Annotated in this window: 21 protein-coding genes and 1 tRNA gene; 7 read left to right on the forward strand and 15 right to left on the reverse strand. The window is 55.9% G+C overall.

Annotated features, from left to right (window positions below):
* Positions 1–35: 35 nt before the first annotated feature.
* The gene (locus ACR0M9_RS01400; RefSeq protein ID WP_267366385.1) at positions 36–488 is read right to left on the reverse strand and encodes an iron-sulfur cluster assembly scaffold protein; all 453 of its coding nucleotides are present in this window, start codon (positions 486–488) and stop codon (positions 36–38) included.
* A gap of 48 nt (positions 489–536) precedes the next feature.
* Between ACR0M9_RS01400 and hisI the strand changes: the two genes are divergently transcribed.
* The gene (hisI, locus tag ACR0M9_RS01405; RefSeq protein ID WP_480772678.1) at positions 537–926 is read left to right on the forward strand and encodes a phosphoribosyl-AMP cyclohydrolase; all 390 of its coding nucleotides are present in this window, start codon (positions 537–539) and stop codon (positions 924–926) included.
* Positions 927–929: 3 nt separating this feature from the next.
* Here hisI and gluQRS read toward each other — a convergent pair whose 3' ends face one another.
* From gluQRS to ACR0M9_RS01425, 4 genes are all read right to left on the reverse strand, one after another.
* A complete protein-coding gene (gluQRS, locus tag ACR0M9_RS01410) occupies positions 930–1,811 on the reverse strand; it encodes a tRNA glutamyl-Q(34) synthetase GluQRS (RefSeq protein WP_480772679.1) in 882 nt (293 codons plus the stop codon).
* Positions 1,808–2,422, reverse strand: a complete 615-nt coding sequence (locus tag ACR0M9_RS01415; RefSeq protein ID WP_480772680.1) for a class I SAM-dependent DNA methyltransferase — start codon at positions 2,420–2,422, stop codon at positions 1,808–1,810. Before ACR0M9_RS01415 ends, gluQRS begins: the two co-directional genes overlap by 4 nt.
* A 37-nt stretch (positions 2,423–2,459) precedes the next feature.
* Positions 2,460–3,800, reverse strand: coding sequence for a methylenetetrahydrofolate--tRNA-(uracil(54)-C(5))-methyltransferase (FADH(2)-oxidizing) TrmFO (trmFO, locus tag ACR0M9_RS01420; RefSeq protein WP_480772681.1), 1,341 nt, complete (start codon positions 3,798–3,800; stop codon positions 2,460–2,462).
* A gap of 255 nt (positions 3,801–4,055) precedes the next feature.
* Positions 4,056–4,841 carry an enoyl-CoA hydratase gene (locus tag ACR0M9_RS01425; RefSeq protein WP_480772682.1) on the reverse strand — a complete coding sequence of 262 codons (786 nt, stop codon included), beginning with the start codon at positions 4,839–4,841 and terminating at the stop codon, positions 4,056–4,058.
* Between the two features lie 58 nt (positions 4,842–4,899).
* Here ACR0M9_RS01425 and ACR0M9_RS01430 point away from each other — a divergent pair, with 58 nt between their 5' ends.
* Complete coding sequence (locus ACR0M9_RS01430; protein WP_480480994.1) at positions 4,900–5,343, forward strand: PaaI family thioesterase; 444 nt, start codon at positions 4,900–4,902, stop codon at positions 5,341–5,343.
* Positions 5,344–5,403: 60 nt separating this feature from the next.
* On the opposite strand, the gene ACR0M9_RS01435 is transcribed toward ACR0M9_RS01430, so the two are convergent.
* Positions 5,404–5,631, reverse strand: coding sequence for a DUF1127 domain-containing protein (locus ACR0M9_RS01435; RefSeq protein ID WP_480472702.1), 228 nt, complete (start codon positions 5,629–5,631; stop codon positions 5,404–5,406).
* A 99-nt stretch (positions 5,632–5,730) separates the two neighbouring features.
* On the opposite strand from ACR0M9_RS01435, the gene ACR0M9_RS01440 reads away from it, so the two are divergent.
* The 3 genes from ACR0M9_RS01440 to rpsI all read left to right on the forward strand — a co-directional run bounded on the left by ACR0M9_RS01440 (position 5,731) and on the right by rpsI (position 8,246).
* Complete coding sequence (locus tag ACR0M9_RS01440; RefSeq protein ID WP_480772683.1) at positions 5,731–7,134, forward strand: aminotransferase-like domain-containing protein; 1,404 nt, start codon at positions 5,731–5,733, stop codon at positions 7,132–7,134.
* Positions 7,135–7,295: 161 nt separating this feature from the next.
* Positions 7,296–7,754, forward strand: coding sequence for a 50S ribosomal protein L13 (gene rplM, locus ACR0M9_RS01445; RefSeq protein ID WP_209503960.1), 459 nt, complete (start codon positions 7,296–7,298; stop codon positions 7,752–7,754).
* A 6-nt stretch (positions 7,755–7,760) separates the two neighbouring features.
* Positions 7,761–8,246 carry a 30S ribosomal protein S9 gene (gene rpsI, locus ACR0M9_RS01450; RefSeq protein WP_209503959.1) on the forward strand — a complete coding sequence of 162 codons (486 nt, stop codon included), beginning with the start codon at positions 7,761–7,763 and terminating at the stop codon, positions 8,244–8,246.
* Between the two features lie 68 nt (positions 8,247–8,314).
* Here rpsI and ACR0M9_RS01455 read toward each other — a convergent pair whose 3' ends face one another.
* From ACR0M9_RS01455 to ACR0M9_RS01495, 9 genes are all read right to left on the reverse strand, one after another.
* The gene (locus ACR0M9_RS01455; protein WP_480480990.1) at positions 8,315–9,475 is read right to left on the reverse strand and encodes an ABC transporter substrate-binding protein; all 1,161 of its coding nucleotides are present in this window, start codon (positions 9,473–9,475) and stop codon (positions 8,315–8,317) included.
* Between the two features lie 25 nt (positions 9,476–9,500).
* Positions 9,501–11,387: an AMP-dependent synthetase/ligase gene (locus tag ACR0M9_RS01460; protein ID WP_480772684.1), complete on the reverse strand. Its 1,887-nt coding sequence runs from the start codon at positions 11,385–11,387 to the stop codon at positions 9,501–9,503.
* 5 nt (positions 11,388–11,392) lie between these two features.
* Positions 11,393–12,166, reverse strand: a complete 774-nt coding sequence (locus ACR0M9_RS01465) for an ABC transporter ATP-binding protein (RefSeq protein WP_480480985.1) — start codon at positions 12,164–12,166, stop codon at positions 11,393–11,395.
* Positions 12,163–12,927 (reverse strand): ABC transporter ATP-binding protein, encoded by a 765-nt coding sequence (locus ACR0M9_RS01470; protein WP_480772685.1) that lies wholly within the window; start codon positions 12,925–12,927, stop codon positions 12,163–12,165. The genes ACR0M9_RS01465 and ACR0M9_RS01470 overlap by 4 nt, the downstream gene beginning before the upstream one ends.
* On the reverse strand, positions 12,924–14,021 hold the full coding sequence (locus ACR0M9_RS01475) for a branched-chain amino acid ABC transporter permease (RefSeq protein WP_267364860.1): 1,098 nt from the start codon (positions 14,019–14,021) through the stop codon (positions 12,924–12,926). Before ACR0M9_RS01475 ends, ACR0M9_RS01470 begins: the two co-directional genes overlap by 4 nt.
* A gap of 3 nt (positions 14,022–14,024) precedes the next feature.
* Positions 14,025–14,900: a branched-chain amino acid ABC transporter permease gene (locus tag ACR0M9_RS01480; RefSeq protein ID WP_480485668.1), complete on the reverse strand. Its 876-nt coding sequence runs from the start codon at positions 14,898–14,900 to the stop codon at positions 14,025–14,027.
* Between the two features lie 75 nt (positions 14,901–14,975).
* Positions 14,976–16,004 carry an alcohol dehydrogenase catalytic domain-containing protein gene (locus ACR0M9_RS01485; RefSeq protein ID WP_480485666.1) on the reverse strand — a complete coding sequence of 343 codons (1,029 nt, stop codon included), beginning with the start codon at positions 16,002–16,004 and terminating at the stop codon, positions 14,976–14,978.
* A 209-nt stretch (positions 16,005–16,213) separates the two neighbouring features.
* Complete coding sequence (locus ACR0M9_RS01490) at positions 16,214–16,768, reverse strand: hypothetical protein (protein WP_480485664.1); 555 nt, start codon at positions 16,766–16,768, stop codon at positions 16,214–16,216.
* 248 nt (positions 16,769–17,016) lie between these two features.
* Positions 17,017–17,106: transfer RNA gene (locus ACR0M9_RS01495), tRNA-Ser, on the reverse strand.
* 123 nt (positions 17,107–17,229) lie between these two features.
* On the opposite strand from ACR0M9_RS01495, the gene ACR0M9_RS01500 reads away from it, so the two are divergent.
* Both ACR0M9_RS01500 and ACR0M9_RS01505 read left to right on the forward strand, forming a co-directional pair.
* Positions 17,230–18,072, forward strand: coding sequence for a DUF2059 domain-containing protein (locus tag ACR0M9_RS01500; RefSeq protein ID WP_480480973.1), 843 nt, complete (start codon positions 17,230–17,232; stop codon positions 18,070–18,072).
* Positions 18,072–18,875 carry a DUF2059 domain-containing protein gene (locus tag ACR0M9_RS01505; protein WP_480772686.1) on the forward strand — a complete coding sequence of 268 codons (804 nt, stop codon included), beginning with the start codon at positions 18,072–18,074 and terminating at the stop codon, positions 18,873–18,875. The genes ACR0M9_RS01500 and ACR0M9_RS01505 overlap by 1 nt, the downstream gene beginning before the upstream one ends.
* Positions 18,876–18,965: the final 90 nt, after the last annotated feature.

Here is an 18,965-nt window from a genome sequence, read left to right on the forward strand (position 1 = left end):
CAGAGGGTAAACGGGTTTACACCAAATAGCTATAATCAGGCGCAGTTTGCCTGTTCAGCCTGCGCCATGGCCTCAGCCGTGGCATCCAGAACCAGCAGGATCGACGCGTGGCGGTTTTTATAATCCCGTGCGGGCATAAGCACCTCAAGCCCATCAAACGGCGCATCAGGTGCAGGGCCGCCAGTCTTGAGCATGGCCGCCAACTGATCGCGCGCAGCTTCGACCTGCGCCCGCGACGCGCCAATTATCGCTTCCCCAACGACCGAGGCGGACGCTTGCCCCAAAGCGCAGGCTTTGACGTCCTGACCAAAGGCACTGATCTGACCATCACGAACCTTGATGTCCACAGTTACAGTCGATCCGCATAAAGGTGAGCGTTTCTTGACGGTTGCATCGGGATCTTCCAATCGCTCAAGATGCGGAATATCCGCAGCCAGCGCCAGAATGCGCCCAGAGTACAGCTTAATCAGGTCGTTCTCGCCGCTCATGGCTTTCCCTCGTCGTGTGTTACCCATACATAGTGGCGAGCCCACCGGATGCAAAAGGTTTTTGAGATGTCTGACCCAGTCGTGTTTGATCCCTCTACTTTGAGATTTAATGAGGCGGGTCTGATCCCGGCGATTGCGCAGGATGAAACATCAGGCGAGGTTCTGATGATGGCCTGGATGAATGTACAGGCAGTTGAAAAGACCCTCGAATCCGGGCGGGTGACCTATTGGTCACGCTCGCGGCAGGCTTTCTGGATCAAGGGCGAAACCTCGGGCCATGTGCAGGAACTTGTGGATTTCCGGATCGATTGCGACCGGGACTGCCTACTGGTTCTTGTCCGTCAAACCGGAGCAGCCTGTCATACCAACCGACGAACCTGTTTTTTTACCGCCGTTCGGGATGGGGACGAAACTGAACTGATGGCGCCAATGGAATAGGGGTCAAAGCCCAACCATTCGGCGTATGTCATTTGGGCTGGCCCCTTCGGCCCGGTACTTTGCAATTGCGCGGGCATCGTCGCGTTTGGCCAGCCGTTTGCCTGCATCATCGCGGATCAGATCATGATGGAAATACACGGGTGTCGGCAGGTTCAACAACGCCTGCAAAAGAACGTGGATGCGGGTTGCTTCGAACAAGTCCCTCCCTCGAACCACCTGTGTTACGCCCTGAGCAGCATCGTCAAGCACAACGGACAAGTGATACGACGTCCCCATGTCGCGGCGGGACAGAACTACATCACCTATGGTGGTGACCACCTCATCAGGCGTGAAAGTGATAATGCCGGTTTCGCCGCCCGGACCCGATCCTAACTCAAGAAATTGGTACCTGTCCGGGTTGCGGACCGCCTGACACGCCTTGACCACGTCCAATCGCAAGGGGTCCTGAGTTGGACGAGGAAGGTTCGATAAATCTTTGCCAGCAAACCTTTTTCGACAGGTCCCGGGATAAACAAGCCCGTCGGGTCCAAGCATGGGTGCGCCTTCCTGCGGCGCACTGGCTGCTGCTGCGATATCTTTGCGATTACACGTGCACGGATACAAAAGCCCCTGCGCCCATAGCTGGTCCAGCGCCTTATGGTAAACGTACATACGATCCGATTGGCGCATTACGGGTTCAGGCCATGTCAGCCCCAGCCATCTGAGGTCGCTGTATATCTGATCCTCCCATAGCTGTCGTGAGCGGGATCGATCGATATCCTCAATTCGCAGCAAGAACCGGCCGCTTTCAGATGCGGCCCTATCGCTGGCAACCAACGCAGAATACGCGTGCCCAAGGTGAAGGGGGCCTGTTGGGGATGGCGCAAAGCGCGTTACAAGAGTCACGCTTTTTCTAATACATACACGTCAGAGTTAAGGTTGATACCAGGCAGGTGGGGACCGTGTTCACGAAATAACAAACGTGCTGCCCCCATGTCGACCCAATCCGTCAGACGGCAAGTGAATTGATGGTCCGCCAACGCATGATCGTTCAGCGAAAAGCCAAGCAAACCGCCCTTGGGCAGTGCGTGCATCAACAAATCCAGTGTCTCGGGCGGGGCAGCACCTTTTCCGATCACTCCTATGGCTGTGATCATCGTGTACTCCCCACGCTTCAACGGCGCGGGTTTGGCGATATCGAATCCGGTCAATGCTCGGTAAACGCCTTTGCTGGCGGCTTCCTGAAGCATGTTCTCTGTTGGATCCATCCCATCGATGACCTCAAAGCCAACTGCGCGCAGGGCAAGCCCCGACAACCCGGTGCCGCAGCCGTAATCCAGAATGGGTGTCTGAGGCTTCGGTGCGAAAGACCACAAAGCCGCTGCAACACGGCCCGGCGTGGCGTAACCGTGTTCACCAACTTCCTTTTCATAGGTTGCAGCCCAGTTCTGATAGTGCGCTTCAGTCGCTTCAGGCGTGCCGAGATTGTATGTGCTGTTCAGAAACGTGTCGTTCATTCCAGCATGCTAGGCCGAGACCGCATTACGCGTCCAGTCAGCAATGCTCCAACCAGGTACTCCATTCGGCTTTGGCCCGGTCGGTATAGGCCTTGTACCGGTCTTTACGACCCCGACGCCCGCCTTTCAGACCATCCACGGGGCGAAACAGGCCGAAATTCACGTTCATCGGCTGAAAGGTCTTGGCCTCGGCACCGCCCGTTATGTGGTGAATCAAAGCACCCATTGCGCTGTCTTGCGGAACGGTTGGCAGGTCACGCCCCAAAATCTGAGCGGCGGCAAGCCGACCGGCCAGCAACCCCATCGCGGCGCTTTCTACATAGCCTTCGACACCCGTGATCTGTCCGGCAAAGCGGATGTTGGGTTTGGATTTCAACCGCATTTGCGAATCCAAAAGCGTGGGAGAGTTGATGAACGTATTGCGGTGGATGCCACCCAACCGGGCAAAGCTGGCATTTTCCAAGCCCGGGATCTTACGGAACACTTCGGTCTGGGCACCATATTTCATCTTGGTCTGGAAACCCACGATGTTGAACAAGGTGCCCAAAGCGTTATCACGGCGCAGCTGCACCACCGCATGAGGTTTCACGTCGGGCTCATGCGGGTTGGTCAGCCCGACCGGTTTCATCGGTCCATGGCGCAGCGTTTCGCGACCGCGTTCGGCCATAACCTCTATGGGTAGGCAACCGTCGAAGTAACCTGCTGTCTCTCCTTCGTGAAATTCAGTTTTTTCTGCTGCCAGAAGCGCGTCTATGAAGGCTTCGTACTGATCCCGGTCCATCGGACAGTTCAGATAGGCTGTGCGTTCTTCTTCGGTCTCGCCCTTGTCGTAGCGTGATTGCATCCACGCTTTGCTCATGTCGATGCTCTCGGCATAGACGATCGGTGCGATGGCGTCGAAAAAGGCAAGTGCGTCAGACCCTGTCTCGGTCTGGATGGCCTGGCCCAGCGCGGGCGACGTCAGGGGGCCGGTCGCAAAGATCCACTGGCCTTCGTCGGGCAGGGTCGTCACTTCTTCGTCGGTTACCGTCACGCGCGGGTGGGTGCGAAGTTTTGCGGTCACACTTTCTGCAAACGGGTCACGATCCACAGCCAGCGCGCCACCGGCTGGCAGGCGGTGTTCATCGGCCGTTGTCATGATCAACCCATTGGCGGCGCGCATTTCCCAATGCAGCAGGCCCACGGCATTCTGCTCATCATCATCCGAGCGGAACGAGTTCGAACACACCATTTCCGCCAGATTGCCGGTCTGATGTGCAAAGGTGCCGATGGTCGGACGCATTTCGTGGATCACAACACCCACACCCATTTCAGCAGCTTGCCAGGCCGCTTCTGACCCGGCCATGCCGCCGCCTACAATATGCAAAACTTGTGTCATGCGATGCCACATAGGGCAGACCACAATCGGGCGCAACTGAGGCGAAGCGGTTTCGCGAATTTTATCGAAGGGGTCTTGGGGCCGCCGCTGCGGGATTGTCAGCGCTGGTGAGAGAGACCAGCTGGAGGGACCTTCCGCCCACGGCGACCCAAAAGTGTCCTGAGGCCTTGGCCTCGACCCAGCTTTGCCACAGTGTCGCCCTTTTGAAAAGTGCAAAATTCAAAACAGTGGCGAAAAATGTGCAAAACAATTGCATTATTGGGACCAATTTGGGGGGCGTTTTTCGATAAAGGCTGAAATGCCTTCTTCTGTATCCCGGTACAGCATGTTTTGCGCCATTACGTCGCCGGTATAGGCATAGGCCTGATCCAGCGGCATCAGAAGCTGTTGATAAAACGCCTCTTTACCGATTTTGACAGCGGCTCCTAGCTTGGAGGCAACCTGTTCTGCAAGCGCATTGGCTTCGTGTTTAAGATGCGTCATGGGGACAACGCGGTTGACCAAACCCAAATCGGCAGCACGTTCAGCTGATATGAACTCTCCTGTTGTCAGCATTTCAAATGCCTGCTTTTTGGGGATATTGCGGCTGAGGGCCACCATTGGGGTGGAGCAGAATAAGCCGATATTAACGCCGTTCACTCCAAACCGCGTGTCTTCGGCGGCGACGGCCATGTCACAGGTGGCCACCAACTGACACCCGGCGGCGGTTGCAATGCCGTGGACCTGTGCGATGACGGGCTGGGGCAGGGACTGGATTGACATCATCACCTTCGCGCAGCGAGAAAACAGGTCATTGAAATAAGCTTTGCCGCCATCTTCGGACTGGCGTCCGGCCGTCATCTGTTTCAGGTCGTGACCGGCGCAAAAAGCCTTGCCCTGACCCGCCAGGATCACTGCCCGGATCGACGTGTCTTCACGCAACGTGTCCAGTTCAGCCTGAAACGCCGACAGCATCTCGTCACTCAGCGCGTTCAGCCGCTCTGGGGCGTTCATTGTAAGCCGCGCAACAGCGCCAGTGTCGTTACGTTCCAGAATTGCCATCTTGCCCTCCGATCCCATGTTGGGCCAACTCTAGGTCGGTATGAGCAGGAGGGAAAGCATGGCTTTGGCATTGAACCGGGACGAACTGTCACAATACCTTAAGCAGGTTTTCCCGCAGGTGCACAAAGACTTTGTCGTCGAGGACCTGACCGAAGATACAATCACCATGCGCCTTGTTGTGCAGGATCAGCATTTGCGGCCGGGGGGCACGGTTTCGGGGCCATCCATGTTTGGGTTGGCCGATGTTTGTGTATACGCAATGGTTCTGGCGCGAAAAGGGCGTCAATCCCTAGCGGTCACAACGAACAGTTCCCTGGATTTTTTGCGCAAACCAGAAGGCAACACGGACATGATCGCCAAATGTCGCCTGCTGAAACTGGGCCGGACTTTGGCCGTCGGTGACGTGCTTATGTATTCCGATGGCGCAGAAGACCCAGTTGCCAGAGCGACGATGACCTATTCCCTGCCACCTGCAGGGTCTGCAGCCGCGAAATTCGGATAAAAAAGACCGGGGACAAGCCCCGGCCCAGGAAGAGGTCCCAATAATGGGACTGGGGATCAGTTAAATCTGCCAAAAATGGCGCTTTACTTCGCGGCGCGCATCATGACGGGTCAGACCGACGTCTTTCAGCAAGCGGTCATCCAGATAACTAAGATTGACGCGGCTGCGGCGACGACGCTCCCATTGAGTGACCGCTGCCGCAAACCGCACGGCCAGTGCAGCGGCCAGAGGCAGCCGGGGGCTGTCGGTCAGCAGCAGAAGGGCGGGGGTGTGCATTGTGCGTGTCATCTCGGAATTCCTTTCAAATTGTATTGACACAAATTAGCTGTACTTGGTACACATGACTGATACATTCGAAATTGTGTCAAAAGCAAAGGAAGAATTGTAATGGATACAATTTGGCCAGAGGCGCTATCAAAATCTAAAGGACCGAAATACACTCTGGTTGCTGACACAATTCGAAAAGCCATAGATAACAAATCTTTGGAAGTCGGTGTCAAACTCCCTCCGGTGCGCGAACTGGCGTATCGTCTGCAAATAACACCTGGTACAGTCGCGCGCGCCTATACAATCCTGACAGATGAGGGGTTGTTACAAGCCGAAGTCGGACGTGGTACATTTGTTGCGCCGCCGAAATCGCCCATTCTTGACGACGTTTGGGCGCGGCAACTGCATCTTCGCGACGACAAGTACAATGCCAATGTAAGCCTGTTCAGCCCAAGGTTGGCGGATATGGGGCAGGTGTCCCTGATCCGTGAATGTCTGAAAAAAGTGTCGCAAGCCGATCCGGGTTTGTTTCTGAATTACCCGACGCGCGATGCGTACCAGCCCGTGCGACAGGCGGTTGTGGACTGGTTGTCAGATCTTCCGCTGGGTGCACTGACCCATGATGATATTGTGTTGACACATGGTGGCCAGAACGGGCTTTGCGTTGTGTTTCAGACGATCCTGCGTGGGCCCAAACCTGTCGTACTGGTCGAGGACCTGTCTTATGCCGGGTTCCGTCGCGCAGGCGAACTGATGCGCGCGGAAGTGGTCGGTGTGAAGATGGACAAATGGGGTGTCGATCCCGCAGCGTTGGAGCATGTTCTGCGCCAGACCACAGCGCAGGCCGTCTGTGTGTCGCCAGAAGTTCAGAACCCAACGGGCGCGCACACACCGTTGGAGCGGAGGAAAGAGATCGTTGAGATTGCCCGTCGCTTTGATTTGCAGATCATTGAAGATGACTGCTATCGCATGGGCGATGCCCGAGAGCCCAGCTTTCGGGCGCTGGCGCCTGAACGGGGATGGCACGTGTCATCAATCTCGAAGATTCTGACACCGGCATTGCGTGTGGGTTTTGCTATCGCCCCCAGAGAAAGAAGTGTCGATTTGCGCCGGTCCGCTGAATACGGATATTTCGGATTGGCCCAACCCTTGGCGGAATTAACCCGTCATTTGTTGTCCGATCCGCGCACGCGCCAGATCGCCAAGGATGTGCGCACACGGATGGGGGATTATCTACGCGTCGCCGTCAATACCCTGGGTGGGTTTGATTTGAACTGGGGCCCGGACGTTCCCTTTGTCTGGCTGAGCCTTCCGTCTGGCTGGCGGTCGGCTGCATTCAGTCGCGCAGCCGAGAGGGAAGGGATACAGCTCCGATCCGCCGACGAATTCGCGCTGCGCGATGGGCGCGCGCCGAACGCGGTACGTATTGCCATGAATGGCCATGTGTCGCTGGAACGGTTCGAGGACGCGATGCAGCGCCTGCGGGTTCTATTGGACAATCCGCCTGAACAAATCAGCGTTTGAAGATGGGGTAAAATAATACCTATTTTTTAAGTATTTGTTTTTACGTGCATAAATAAGACAAGTGCCGCTTGACCTGCGTGCAGGCACCTCATAAAACCCGTCCATCGAATTCGGGCCGCTCCGCTGGGGCGGTCTTTCACATCAAACAGGACTATCCTGCCATGAAAACCTTTTCTGCAACACCTGCAGACATCGACAAGAAGTGGATCCTGATCGACGCCGAGGGCGTTGTTCTGGGCCGTCTTGCTTCGATCGTCGCCATGCGCCTGCGTGGCAAGCACAAAGCGTCGTTCACCCCGAACATGGACATGGGCGACAACGTCATCGTGATCAACGCTGACAAAATCCAGATGACCGGCAAGAAGCGCGAAGAAAACTTCTACTGGCACACTGGCCACCCGGGCGGCATCAAGTCGCGCACCAAACAGCAGATTTTGGAAGGTGCGCACCCCGAGCGCGTGGTCTTCCAGGCCGTCAAGCGCATGCTGCCAGGCAACCGCCTGTCGCGCCAGCAGATGACCAACCTGCGTATCTATGCCGGTGCCGAGCACCCGCACGAGGCCCAGGCCCCCGAAGTTCTGGACGTCAAGTCCATGAACAAGAAAAACACCCGGAGCTAATGACCGATGGTTGATCAGATCAATACTCTCGAAGAGCTGAGCGCCGTCGCAGGCGTTGAAACCGTGGCCGAAGAAGTCATCGTGCGTGAACCCGTACGTGACGAGCTGGGCCGCTCCTATGCCACTGGCAAGCGTAAAGACGCTGTTGCCCGCGTTTGGATCAAGCCGGGTTCCGGCAAGGTCACCGTGAACGGCAAAGATCAGGACGTCTATTTTGCACGCCCCGTTCTGCAGCTGATTCTGCGCCAGCCGTTCCAGGTTGCCGGCGTAGAAGGTGAATTCGACGTTGTTGCAACCGTCAAAGGCGGTGGCCTGACCGGTCAGGCCGGTGCGGTCAAGCACGGCATCTCGAAAGCGCTGCAACTCTATGATCCGAACCTGCGTGGTGCCCTGAAAGCCGCTGGCTTCCTGACCCGCGACAGCCGCGTTGTGGAACGTAAGAAATTCGGTAAGCGCAAAGCCCGCCGTTCGTTCCAGTTCTCGAAGCGTTAATTCGCCGGGAATACCCAAAAGAAAGGGCTCGCACTTGCGAGCCCTTTTGCTTTGCGCGGGTCAGGGATTCATTCTTCGTGAACGAGTTTCCACGCACCGTTTTCAACAACGTTGACGAACACAGTATCCGCGCCCTGATGGTCTTCAGGGCCATAGGTGATATGGTTGCCAACCAGATCGTCCTGATAATCCAGCGTTTCCATCGCTGCGATGAAACTGTCCTGCGTCAGATCGGGGCCTGCGGCTTCTAACGCCTTGACCATCATCTCAGCCGCCGAATAACCCAGCATGGCAAATCCGACCGGATCTTCGCCCGTGGCTGCCTTGTATTCCTCGATAAATGCGGCCGGAGCAGGTTGATCCGCACGCGCCCAAAGATCCTGCCACGAAGCTGCCGCGTAGAATCCATCAGTCACGCCACCGGGCACCTGCGCCACGACCGTCAGGAAACTGGCCGAGGTGCCGAGAAATTTCATATCGGTCAGGCCCATTTTCTTAGCGGTGCCCACGACAGTGATCGCCTGCCGCACCCCAAGCGCCATGGTGACGATATCGCAACCCTCTTCCTTGAGCTTGCTCAGCGATCCAACGAAATCCGTCTCATCCGGTTTGTGGGTGGTTTCTGATCCAAAAGTGATCCCGGCTTCTTCGGCTCCGGCCTTGCTGCCTTCTAGAATTTCCTCACCAAAATCTGTCGGCAGGTACATGGTGCAGACCGTCTTTGATCCAAACTCGCCAGCCAGATAGTTCACACCGACACGCGCCTGATCGAAATAGGTCGAGAAGGAGGTGAACTTGTTCCGCATAGGTTCCTGCAACATCTGACGCGCAGCAGTAAGAGGCGCCACGTTGGGAATGCCTTTGGGATCCAACAGCTTGAACCCCGCCATGTTCATCGGCGTTCCAAGCGACTGCAACATGGCAAATACCTTGTCGCGATTCAGCAGTTTGTTATAGCCCTGCATGGCTCGCGGCATCTGATAGCCATTGTCTTCGACCACGTAACGAATTTTGCGCCCGTGCACGCCGCCAGCCGCATTCACCCGATCAAAGACAACATTTGCACCTTTGGTTGCCGGAACACCCACCGCGGCGAAAATCCCGCTCAGGTCGTTGACCGAACCAATGACAATCTCATCATCGGTCACGCCCTGTGTTTGCGCCCAACCAAGTGTTGCCGATGCTGTCAGCAGTGATGCAGCCGCCAGCCTGTTGCGTAATTTCTTCATCTCTTTCCTCCCGTTAATCTTTTGGTCAAGTGTACATGTCTTCGATCAGATGCCCGTGTTTCTTTTCAACCAATCCGCGTTTCAGCTTCATCGTGGCTGTAAGCTCGTCGTCTTCAGCGGTCAGCAGGACATCAATCAGACGGAAATCCTTGATCTGCTCGACCCGCGCAAATTCTGCATTCACAGCGGCAATTTCCGAACTGATCAACTGCCTGATTTCCGGTGCCGCGCATAGCGAGGCAAAATTCGAGAAGGGGATTTTATGGCCCTGCGCGTATTTTTCGACATTTTCCTGATCAATCATGATCAGAGCCGTCAGAAATTTGCGCCTGTCCCCGATGATGATTGCGTCCGCGACATAATGACTGAACTTAAGACGGCTTTCGATCTCGGCTGGGGTGATGTTCTTACCACCTGCGGTGATGATAATGTCCTTCAGGCGGCCCGTGATGGTGACATAGCCATCCTTATCTAATGTCCCCATATCTCCGGTACGCAGCCAGCCGTCGGCGGTAAAGGTTTCTGCCGTTTTCGCGTTGTTGCGCCAGTATCCCTGAAAAATGTTCAGGCCCTTCAGTTGGATTTCGCCATCGCCCGAGATACGGATGTCGCACCCTTCGACGGCTTTGCCTATGGTTCCGATCTTATTACTGTCTGTGGTGTTGAGTGTGGCAAGGCCCGAAGTTTCGGTCATCCCGAACCCTTCCACCAACGGCACGCCGATGGACCAGTACCATTTCAGCAGATCAGTCGAGATTGGGGCGGCACCTGTTCCGCCTCGTCGCAGTTTGTCCAGACCCAGCATCCGGCGCAGGTTTTTCAAAACCAGCTGATCCCAGAACCAGAATCTGGTGGCGACGCCGGATGGAACTGGTTGGCCTGCGCTCAGATATCCGGCACGGCGCGCACCAGCTTTCAATGCCAAACCGAATGCCAGCCGCCCCAAAGGTGTGGCTTCCTGCGTTAGGATCTGGACGTGTGAGTAGATCTTTTCCCAAACCCTTGGCACCGCTGTGAAGGTTGTGGGCGAGACCTCCTGAAGGTTTGCAAAAACGGTTTCAGGGCTTTCGGCAAAATTGACAGTGCAGCGGGCCGCCAAAGGAAAATAGACCGAGACATTACGTTCCAGAATGTGACACAGAGGCAGGAAACACAGCTGTTCATCGCTGGGCAGCGCTGGCAGCGCCCGTGCCGCGGATTCGATGGCCGCCAGAATATTTTCATGGCTAAGCATTGCGCCTTTCGGCTGACCCGTTGTTCCCGACGTATAGACCAGCAAGGCAGTGTCCTGCGGTTTGGCCAATGCAATTTCCGCTTCGAAGCGCCCGGGCTCGGCCAGTTCTGCCTTTTGGCCCAAGGCGAACAGCTCGTCGATCATCATGCAGCGCGGATGGTTCAGGTCATGCAATCCTTCGTCCTCAAGGATGATTACCTTGATCAGATCGGGAACCTCGGTCTCAATTCCGAGAAACTTGTCCAGATGTTCTTCGTCCTCGACAATCAGAAACCGGCTGCCGCTGTCGTTGATCAGATACTGCAACTGACTGGCGGAATCCGTGGTGTAGACGCCGGAAGCGATACCGCCAACACCCTGAATACCCATGTCGAGCCAAGCCCATTCCTTGCGATCTTCGGACAGGATTGAAACCACATCGCCGCGTTCCAGTCCCAGCTTGCGCAAGGCCAGCCCGATCCATTTGGCATGCTGCCAGTAATCGGCCCAGGAATAGGATTTCCAGATACCCAGGTCTTTTTCGCGATGCGCCGTTCGGCTGCCCAGTTCGGCACATCGGCCTTGGAACAACTCGGCAATGGTGATGCAGCCATCAACTCGTACCGGTCGCTGACCCGTTGTTGCGTTGAACTGAACGCCGTTTATCACGACCTGAGGGGGTAGGGGCGTGGCGTCCATCCGTTTTACCTCCACGTCTTTTTCCGCTTCCAGCGGCGGCTTTCGCGCGCGCCTTCTTCCTGTTTTCCAAGATAAAAGCTTTGGATATCGTCGGATCGCAAAAGCGCGTCCGCGGCCCCGTCCATGACGATGCGACCCACCTCCATGACATAGCCGTGATGCGCCAGTTCCAGCGCCGCATTGGCATTCTGTTCAACCAGCAACATCGTCATATTCTGCTCTTCGTTCAAGCGCTTGAGAATGCCGAATATCTCTTGCACCAGCAGAGGGGACAGGCCCAAAGACGGCTCATCCAGCAACATGATACGAGGTCTGGCCATCAATCCGCGCCCTATGGCCAGCATCTGTTGCTGCCCACCCGAAAGGGTTCCGGCCTCTTGCGACCGACGGCTTTTCAGAACCGGAAAATAACGAAAAACCAGCTCACGATCCTGTTCGATCTGGTCTTTGTCTTTGCGGGTGTAGGCGCCGAGGCTTAGGTTTTCATCAACCGTTAACAGAGGAAACACTTCGCGCCCTTCCGGGATGTGGACCACCCCGCGCTGGACAACCTTGTGCGGCTCCCAGCCCTGGATGTCACCGCCGTCAAAGGTAATCGTTCCCTTTTCCGGGTCCATCACTCCAGAGATGGTTTTCATCAATGTGGTTTTGCCTGCGCCGTTTGCGCCAAGGATCGACACGATTTTTCCTTCGTGCACATCCAGCGAAACGCCCCGAATGGCCATGATCGGACCGTAGAAACTTTCGATATTGCGAACTTGCAAGATCGGAGCGTTCATGAGGCTTTCCCCAGATATGCCTCGATCACGGCCGGGTGCGATTGCACGTCTGCCGGTGGCCCGAGGGCCAGCTTTGCCCCATCTGCCATGGCCAGGACCCGGTCGGACACGCCGGATACCAATCCCATGTCGTGTTCGACCATCAGCACGGTAATTCCCATTTGCCGCCGGATATCTTCGATCCACCAACGCATATCGGTCGTCTCTTCCACCGACAGCCCCGACGCCGGTTCATCCAGCAACAGTAGCTTAGGGTCGGTCGCCAAGGCACGTGCCACTTCGACCACTTTGCGCACGCCGTAAGGCAGCCCTGAAATCATCTTGTCGCGATAAGCCTGCAGGTCGAGGAAATCGATGATTTTTTCAACTTTTTCCCGGTTCTCCAGCTCTTGCCGTCGAACTGCAGGGGTGAACAAAAGTTCTGAAATCAGGTTCGTAGTCCGATGCCTGTGTCGTCCGACCAAAAGGTTTTGCAGGACAGTTGCGTGTTCGAAGAGCTCGATGTTCTGGAAGGTTCTCGCCACACCAAAGGCGGCCACGCCAGACGGTTTGACCTGAAGCAGATCGTGACCATCAAACCGAATCGACCCTGAAAACGGTTCGTAAAAGCGCGAGATCAGATTGAAGACCGTCGATTTGCCAGCGCCATTCGGCCCGACTATGGCAAAAACTTCGCCCTTCTGAACCGCGAAGGACAAATTGTCCACGGCCGTCAGACCACCAAATTTCAGGGTAACGTTTTCAAATTCCAGCAAGCTCATCTCAGACGCTCCGTCTTGAGATAAGATTTCTGCCGTTTGAACATGTCCTTGCGATAGAAGGGAAACAATTCGAACCAGGTGCGAATCTTCAGCCAACGGCCATAGATGCCCATGGGCTCGAAAAGGATGAAGCCGATCAGGATCATGCCAAAGATGCCGAACTCCAACCCCGGAATGGCAACGGTGTTTCCGCCAATGATCGCGCCGACATATTCCTTTGAAATCGATAGAAACTGCGGCAAGAACCCGATGACGATTGCGCCCAGAAACGCGCCATGGATCGAGCCCAGCCCGCCAATAACAATCATCATCAGCAATTGGATCGAAATCAGGACGCTGAAGGTTTCATTGTTAAACGCACCAGCAAACAGACCCATCAACGCGCCGGCCCAACCTGTAACCGCACAGGACAAGGCGAATGAAATCATCTTTGTTCGCGCGATATCTATACCCATCGCCTGCGCCGAAACCTCGGAGTCGCGAACGGCGATGAAGCTACGTCCTAGAGGGGCCCGCAGCAGGTTTATATATCCCAACGTGACCAGAACGGTGACGAACAGAACCAGCCAGTAAAAAAGATCAGGCGTCCCCCAGCGATCAACCGTAAGGCCAAAGATCTCGACCCCGCCGATATATTTACCCGCGACACCACCAGTGATCGGCTCGGACAGAACGATGATGTCATCCATCAGGATGGACAGCGCCATGGTAAAGATCGCCAGGTAGATACCGTGAAGCCGCAGGGCAGGGACTGCGACGGTCACACCCGCGATCCCGGTCAGAATTCCGGCCAGCGGAAACGCGACTAGAAAAGGAACGCCTGCCTCAATCAGGGCCACGTTGGCGTAACAGCCAAAGGCCAGAAAGGCCGCATGGCCCAGGCTGACTTGCCCTGTATGTCCGGTCAGGATCATCAGACCCAGACCGGCGATGGCCCAGATCAGAACGTTTGTCAGTTCACCCAGATAGAAATCGTCCAGTGCGAAAGGCGCGGCCGCGACGACAAACAGTAGAAGCAGATAAAGGCGCAGCTGGAACCCGTCTTTCCAGGGGCGGATATCCTGCATGTAGTCGGTTTTGAAAACGATCCGCATGGCTCAGACCTTCTTGACCCGGACCTGACTGAACAGCCCGTTTGGTCGGAAGATCAGGACGGCAAGCAGCAAAGCGTATGGCGCGACCTGGCTGTAACCTGCCGCAATGTACCGGCTGGCGAAGGGTTCGATAATGCCGACAATCAGCCCTCCGGCCAATGCACCCGGCAAACTGCCGAATCCGCCGATAACGGCGGCGGCAAACGCCTTGATGCCCAGCAGTCCGGTTGTCGGATCCACAGCGCCTTTTGCAGCAAAGAGAATTCCGGCAATTCCTGCAACGCCTCCGGCCAAAGCCCAGACCCATCCCTGAACACGCCTGACGGGAATGCCCATGTAATAAGCTGCCAGCTGGTTTTGCGAGGCACCCTGCATCGCCAGACCCAGCTTGGTGCGGCTGAAGAAAACATAGAGTGCCCATGTCAGCAGCACCGTAACAACGATTATCGCGACATCCTCCATCCCCAGTACAAGACCGCCCATTCGCACTTCTTTGCCCGCAAGCGGGTTTTGCAGCGTTTGCGGCTCGTGCCCCCAGATCAGACCGGCAACGAAACGGATCACAAAGCCCAAAGCAATGGTCAGTATGACAACGGCGGTCTGGCTTTCACCGAACAAGCGGCGAATGATCAGGCGATCCAGAAGAAAACCGAGCGCGCCCATTATTCCCAATGAAACAGGCAGAGCGAGCCAGAACGGCAACCCCATGTATTCGGTATTTGTCAGGCCGATGGTCACAAATGCGCCCAGCATCATGAAATCGCCCTGCGCAAAGTTCACCGCTTCGGTAGCCTTGTAGATCAGTACAAAGCCAAGCGCGATCAGGCCGTAGACACACCCGTTCGCCAGCCCGCTAATCAGCAGCTGCGCGTTATCCACACTGTCCTCCCTCCACCGGTTTTCCAGCGTCTTCGTCCGCCCGCGTGTATCCTCCGGTAACGCAGGTGAGTTCTACTATGGGGTGATAATCACCTTTCCGTCACTCTTTTTCAGCGCATCGGCAAGATTCGACACAAGATTTTCGAGAGTAAGGTGTTCGGAAACATCCGTTTTCCAGCGACCATCGGCAAAGCGGGCCTGAACTTCGGCCACAACCCGCATCTGGTCAGCGGGCGGTGTCGACATCATCCATTGCGTCAGCCAGAAACCTTCGATCCGTTTGCCCATGAAAATCAGCTGGCCGGTCTGGGAAAGCGTTGGCGCTTCGGTCGAAAGTTTGCCGTAGCTGACCCAGCGCGCCCGGTTGGGCATGGCGCAGAACAGTTTCTCGGACAGTTGATCCGTCACCGCATCAAGGAAGACCCGAGGCTTCAGCGTGGCGCTTATCGCGGCAAACTTCTCGCCGATTTCAGGATCGGACGTCACAAGCACTTCGGCTGCTCCAAGACTTTTCAGCGTATCGACTGTCTCGGCCCGGCGCACCAGCGCGATGGGTTTCAACCCCAGATCACGCCCGAGGCTGCACATCAGTTTTCCCAATTGGCTGGACGCAGCGGATATCACAAATGCATCGCCGTCTTCCCTTGCCATGTCCACCATCGCCATCGCGGTGAGAGGGTTGACGATTTGCGCGGCTCCGTCATCATCTGAAATATCCGGACGCAAAGGAATACACATTTGCATCTGCGTCACGATGTATTCCGCCCAGGCGCCGGAACCTGCGGCCACGAAAGCGACGCGCTGTCCCTTCAGCGCCTCGGCACCTTTTCCGGTTGCAACGACGTCGCCACAGCCTTCGAAACCGGCCGCGGCACCTTTGACGCGCGGCTGACCGTATTCACCCTTGATGAAGTGGAGGTCGGATGGATTGACCGACGACGCGCGCAGGCGGATCAAAACCTGACCGGGGCCGGGATTGGGAACGGGCAGCTCTGCTGCTTCAAGCCAGTCTGCTGCATCCTCGATAACCGGTCCGGTCGAAGTGGCCGAGTACCCGCCGTGTTTCAGGATGGCAGCTTTCATTGTTTGGGGCAGGTCAGTCATGGGATCATCCTCAAGATGGCTTGTTCAATGCGCACACCCCCTTAAACAGGAGATTGCCAACGGGCGACCTCGGGGTGAGGATGTGTTGTCGGGGCAGCCAATCAAAAGCCGAACACTGGGTCAATTCAGAGAAACGATAACGTAAGGGCACGACTGGAAAATTGGCGTGCGGGGTAGGGGCCGGAAACTGGCAACCGGCCCCTTCTTTGTTACTGCTGCGTCAACAGCGCGGTCAGTTCCTGAATCTTCAAGGCGATGGTTTCAGGCGACTCTTTAATGTCATTTACAATCTTGATCGCCTGTTCTTTCAGATCCGTGGCCAATGTGCTGTCCTGAATCGAGCTCATGATACCTTCATAGTCGAAATTGGTGGGGTCCAGCTTGCCTTCCTGAATCCAGGAGCTCAGCAATTCCTGTCCCTGACCCGCCAGCGCCGCCACCTGATCACCGGCTTGCTGTGCTGCCTCGGATGCTTGTTCCGCAACAGACGAAGCTGCCTCACTGGCTTGGTCGGCAACCGACGATGCGGCTTCCTGCGCCTGTTCGGTCAAGGATGAAGCTGCCTCGCTGGCCTGTTCTGTTGCACCTTCCAGCGCATCAGACGCAGCTTCCTGAGCGGTTGACGCGGCATCAGCCACTGCATCGCCCGCCTCCTGCGTTGCGGATTGCACTTGTTCAGCCGGGGTTTGTTCGGACTGGTTGAGATAGTAGTAACCACCAACACCGACAGCGGCGATGATGAGGAGGATGAGAATACGCGACATGTGTGTCTCCTTTGGAAAATGTGTCGCCGGGATGCGTTAAATGTAGCGGATATACAAAGGGGAATTCCTGTGAATTCTCAGCAGAATACAGGTTTGGGCCGTGCTACGCTGATTGCACCAGATTTCACGGCAAGAACACGCCGGGTGACCCAGGCCACTATAGTTTCTTACAGCGGACCACTTGCAATTTGTTGAGAACCCAAATCAGACCGGAAGACGTTTTCTGACGGCCTTCGATATTGGGAATGTGGCGGAGAGACAGGGATTCGAACCCTGGGTGGGCTTGCACCCACAACGGTTTTCGAGACCGCCCCGTTCGACCACTCCGGCACCTCTCCGCGGGGGTCTGTGAGGGGGGGATTTAGTCAGGAACGAACGGGGGCGCAAGCAGAAAATTCCGGAAATCGTGATTGCCGGGATTTTCCGTTGCCTGCCAGCGCAAAACACCTACTCTGAAAGGTATGACACAGTTTGCACGCCGCATCGCCTTTTGGTTTCTCGCCTCGTTTCTGGCACTCGTTCTGGTTCCTCCTGAGCTTTCCGCAGCGAACCGGGATCGGATTGAGGCTTTTCTGATCACAACGGGCTTTGACGTAGCTCTTGAAAGCATCGCCCTGAGTTCACGGTCCGCGCCGCAGATGTTGGGTGTCGACCCCGAGGGGTTCGGTTCGGACTGGTCTCGTTTGACGGACGAGGTTTTTGAAGTCGGTGCAATGCACGACACCGCGGTGTCCATTTTGGAGCAGACCCTAAGCGACGAGGCCCTTTTACACGCGGTGGAGTTTTACGCGTCTGATCTGGGGCAGCGTCTGGTCGAGGCCGAAAATGCCTCACACATGCAAGAAGACGATGACGTCAAGCAATTGGCAGGCCAAAGGATCATCTCTGACCTGATCAAAAGCGGATCGAAACGGGTCGAAAGTTTTAAACGCATGAACACGGCGATCGATTCCACAGGTACGGCGTTGCGTGCCTTGCAGGAAATTCAGGTGCGCTTCCTGCTGGCGGCCAGCGCATCGGGCGTCATCGAGTTGCAGCTGAACGGAGATGAACTGCGTGAATTGATCAAGCGAAATGAACCGGCAATGCGTCAGTCACTGCAACTTTCTAATCTGGCGGGTGCGGCCTACACCTATCAGGATTTTTCCGACGCTGATGTGGATACTTATGTTGACGCGCTGGAACAGCCGCTGATGCAGGAAGTCTACGAGCTGTTGAACGCCATCCAATATGAGATCATGGCCATGAGGTTCGAGGTTCTGGCGGCGCGGATGGCCGAATTGCACCCGGCACAGGACATTTGATGCAGCGCGCTATTCTGGCATTTGTGGTCGCCTTGTGTTGGGCACTGCCGCTTTATGCCGATGGAAAAGTCGATCGATTGGCAAAAGCCATGCGTCTGACACAGGTGATGGAAATCCTTGTTCACGAGGGGCAGGGCCACCGCGAGACTCTTGACGATACTTTTTTGGACAACAAGGGCGGCGCTTTTTTCGAGTCGCAGGTCAATCGTATCTACGATCCACTTTGGATGCGGCAACACATGACGAACGCCTTCAAAGATGGTTTGTCCGATGTTCAGCTTGATCAGGCCATCTTGTTTTTTGAAAGCGATCTTGGCCAGACCATCGTAACACTGGAAAACTCGGCCCGGCGCGCCATGTCGGATCAGGCAATCGAAGACATGGCCCGAGAAGCCTACAAATCCGCAGAACGCAGCACCGCTCAGTTTGCTTTGGTCAAGGAATATATCGAGGCAAATGACCTGATCGAAAAGAATGTTCAGGGGGCATTGACGTCTGACTACAGCTTCTTTCAGGGACTTGATATTGATGCGCGGACCGATGATCAGGAACTGCTGGCAGAGCTTTTGTTGCAGAAAGACAGCCGGGCCGAGGACACCGAAGAGTGGCTTTTCTCGTTTCTTCTTATGGCCTACCGCCCGTTGGACGAGGCTCAGATGCGCGAAAATATCGCGTTTTCCAGAACCGAGACGGGACAGGCCCTGAATGACGCCGTGTTTGACGGCTTTGATCGCATGTTCAATGATATTTCCTATCGCCTGGGGCAGGCGGTTGCACAGGCGCTGAGGGCGTCCGATCTTTGACACCGCTTTGGTGTTGACTTTTACCTGTAATCTATGGATAAGCGCGCATCCCGGCCGGTTTTCCGCGCCGGGTATCGTTATTATTTGGCC

This window comes from Ruegeria sp. CH2, assembly GCF_056537065.1.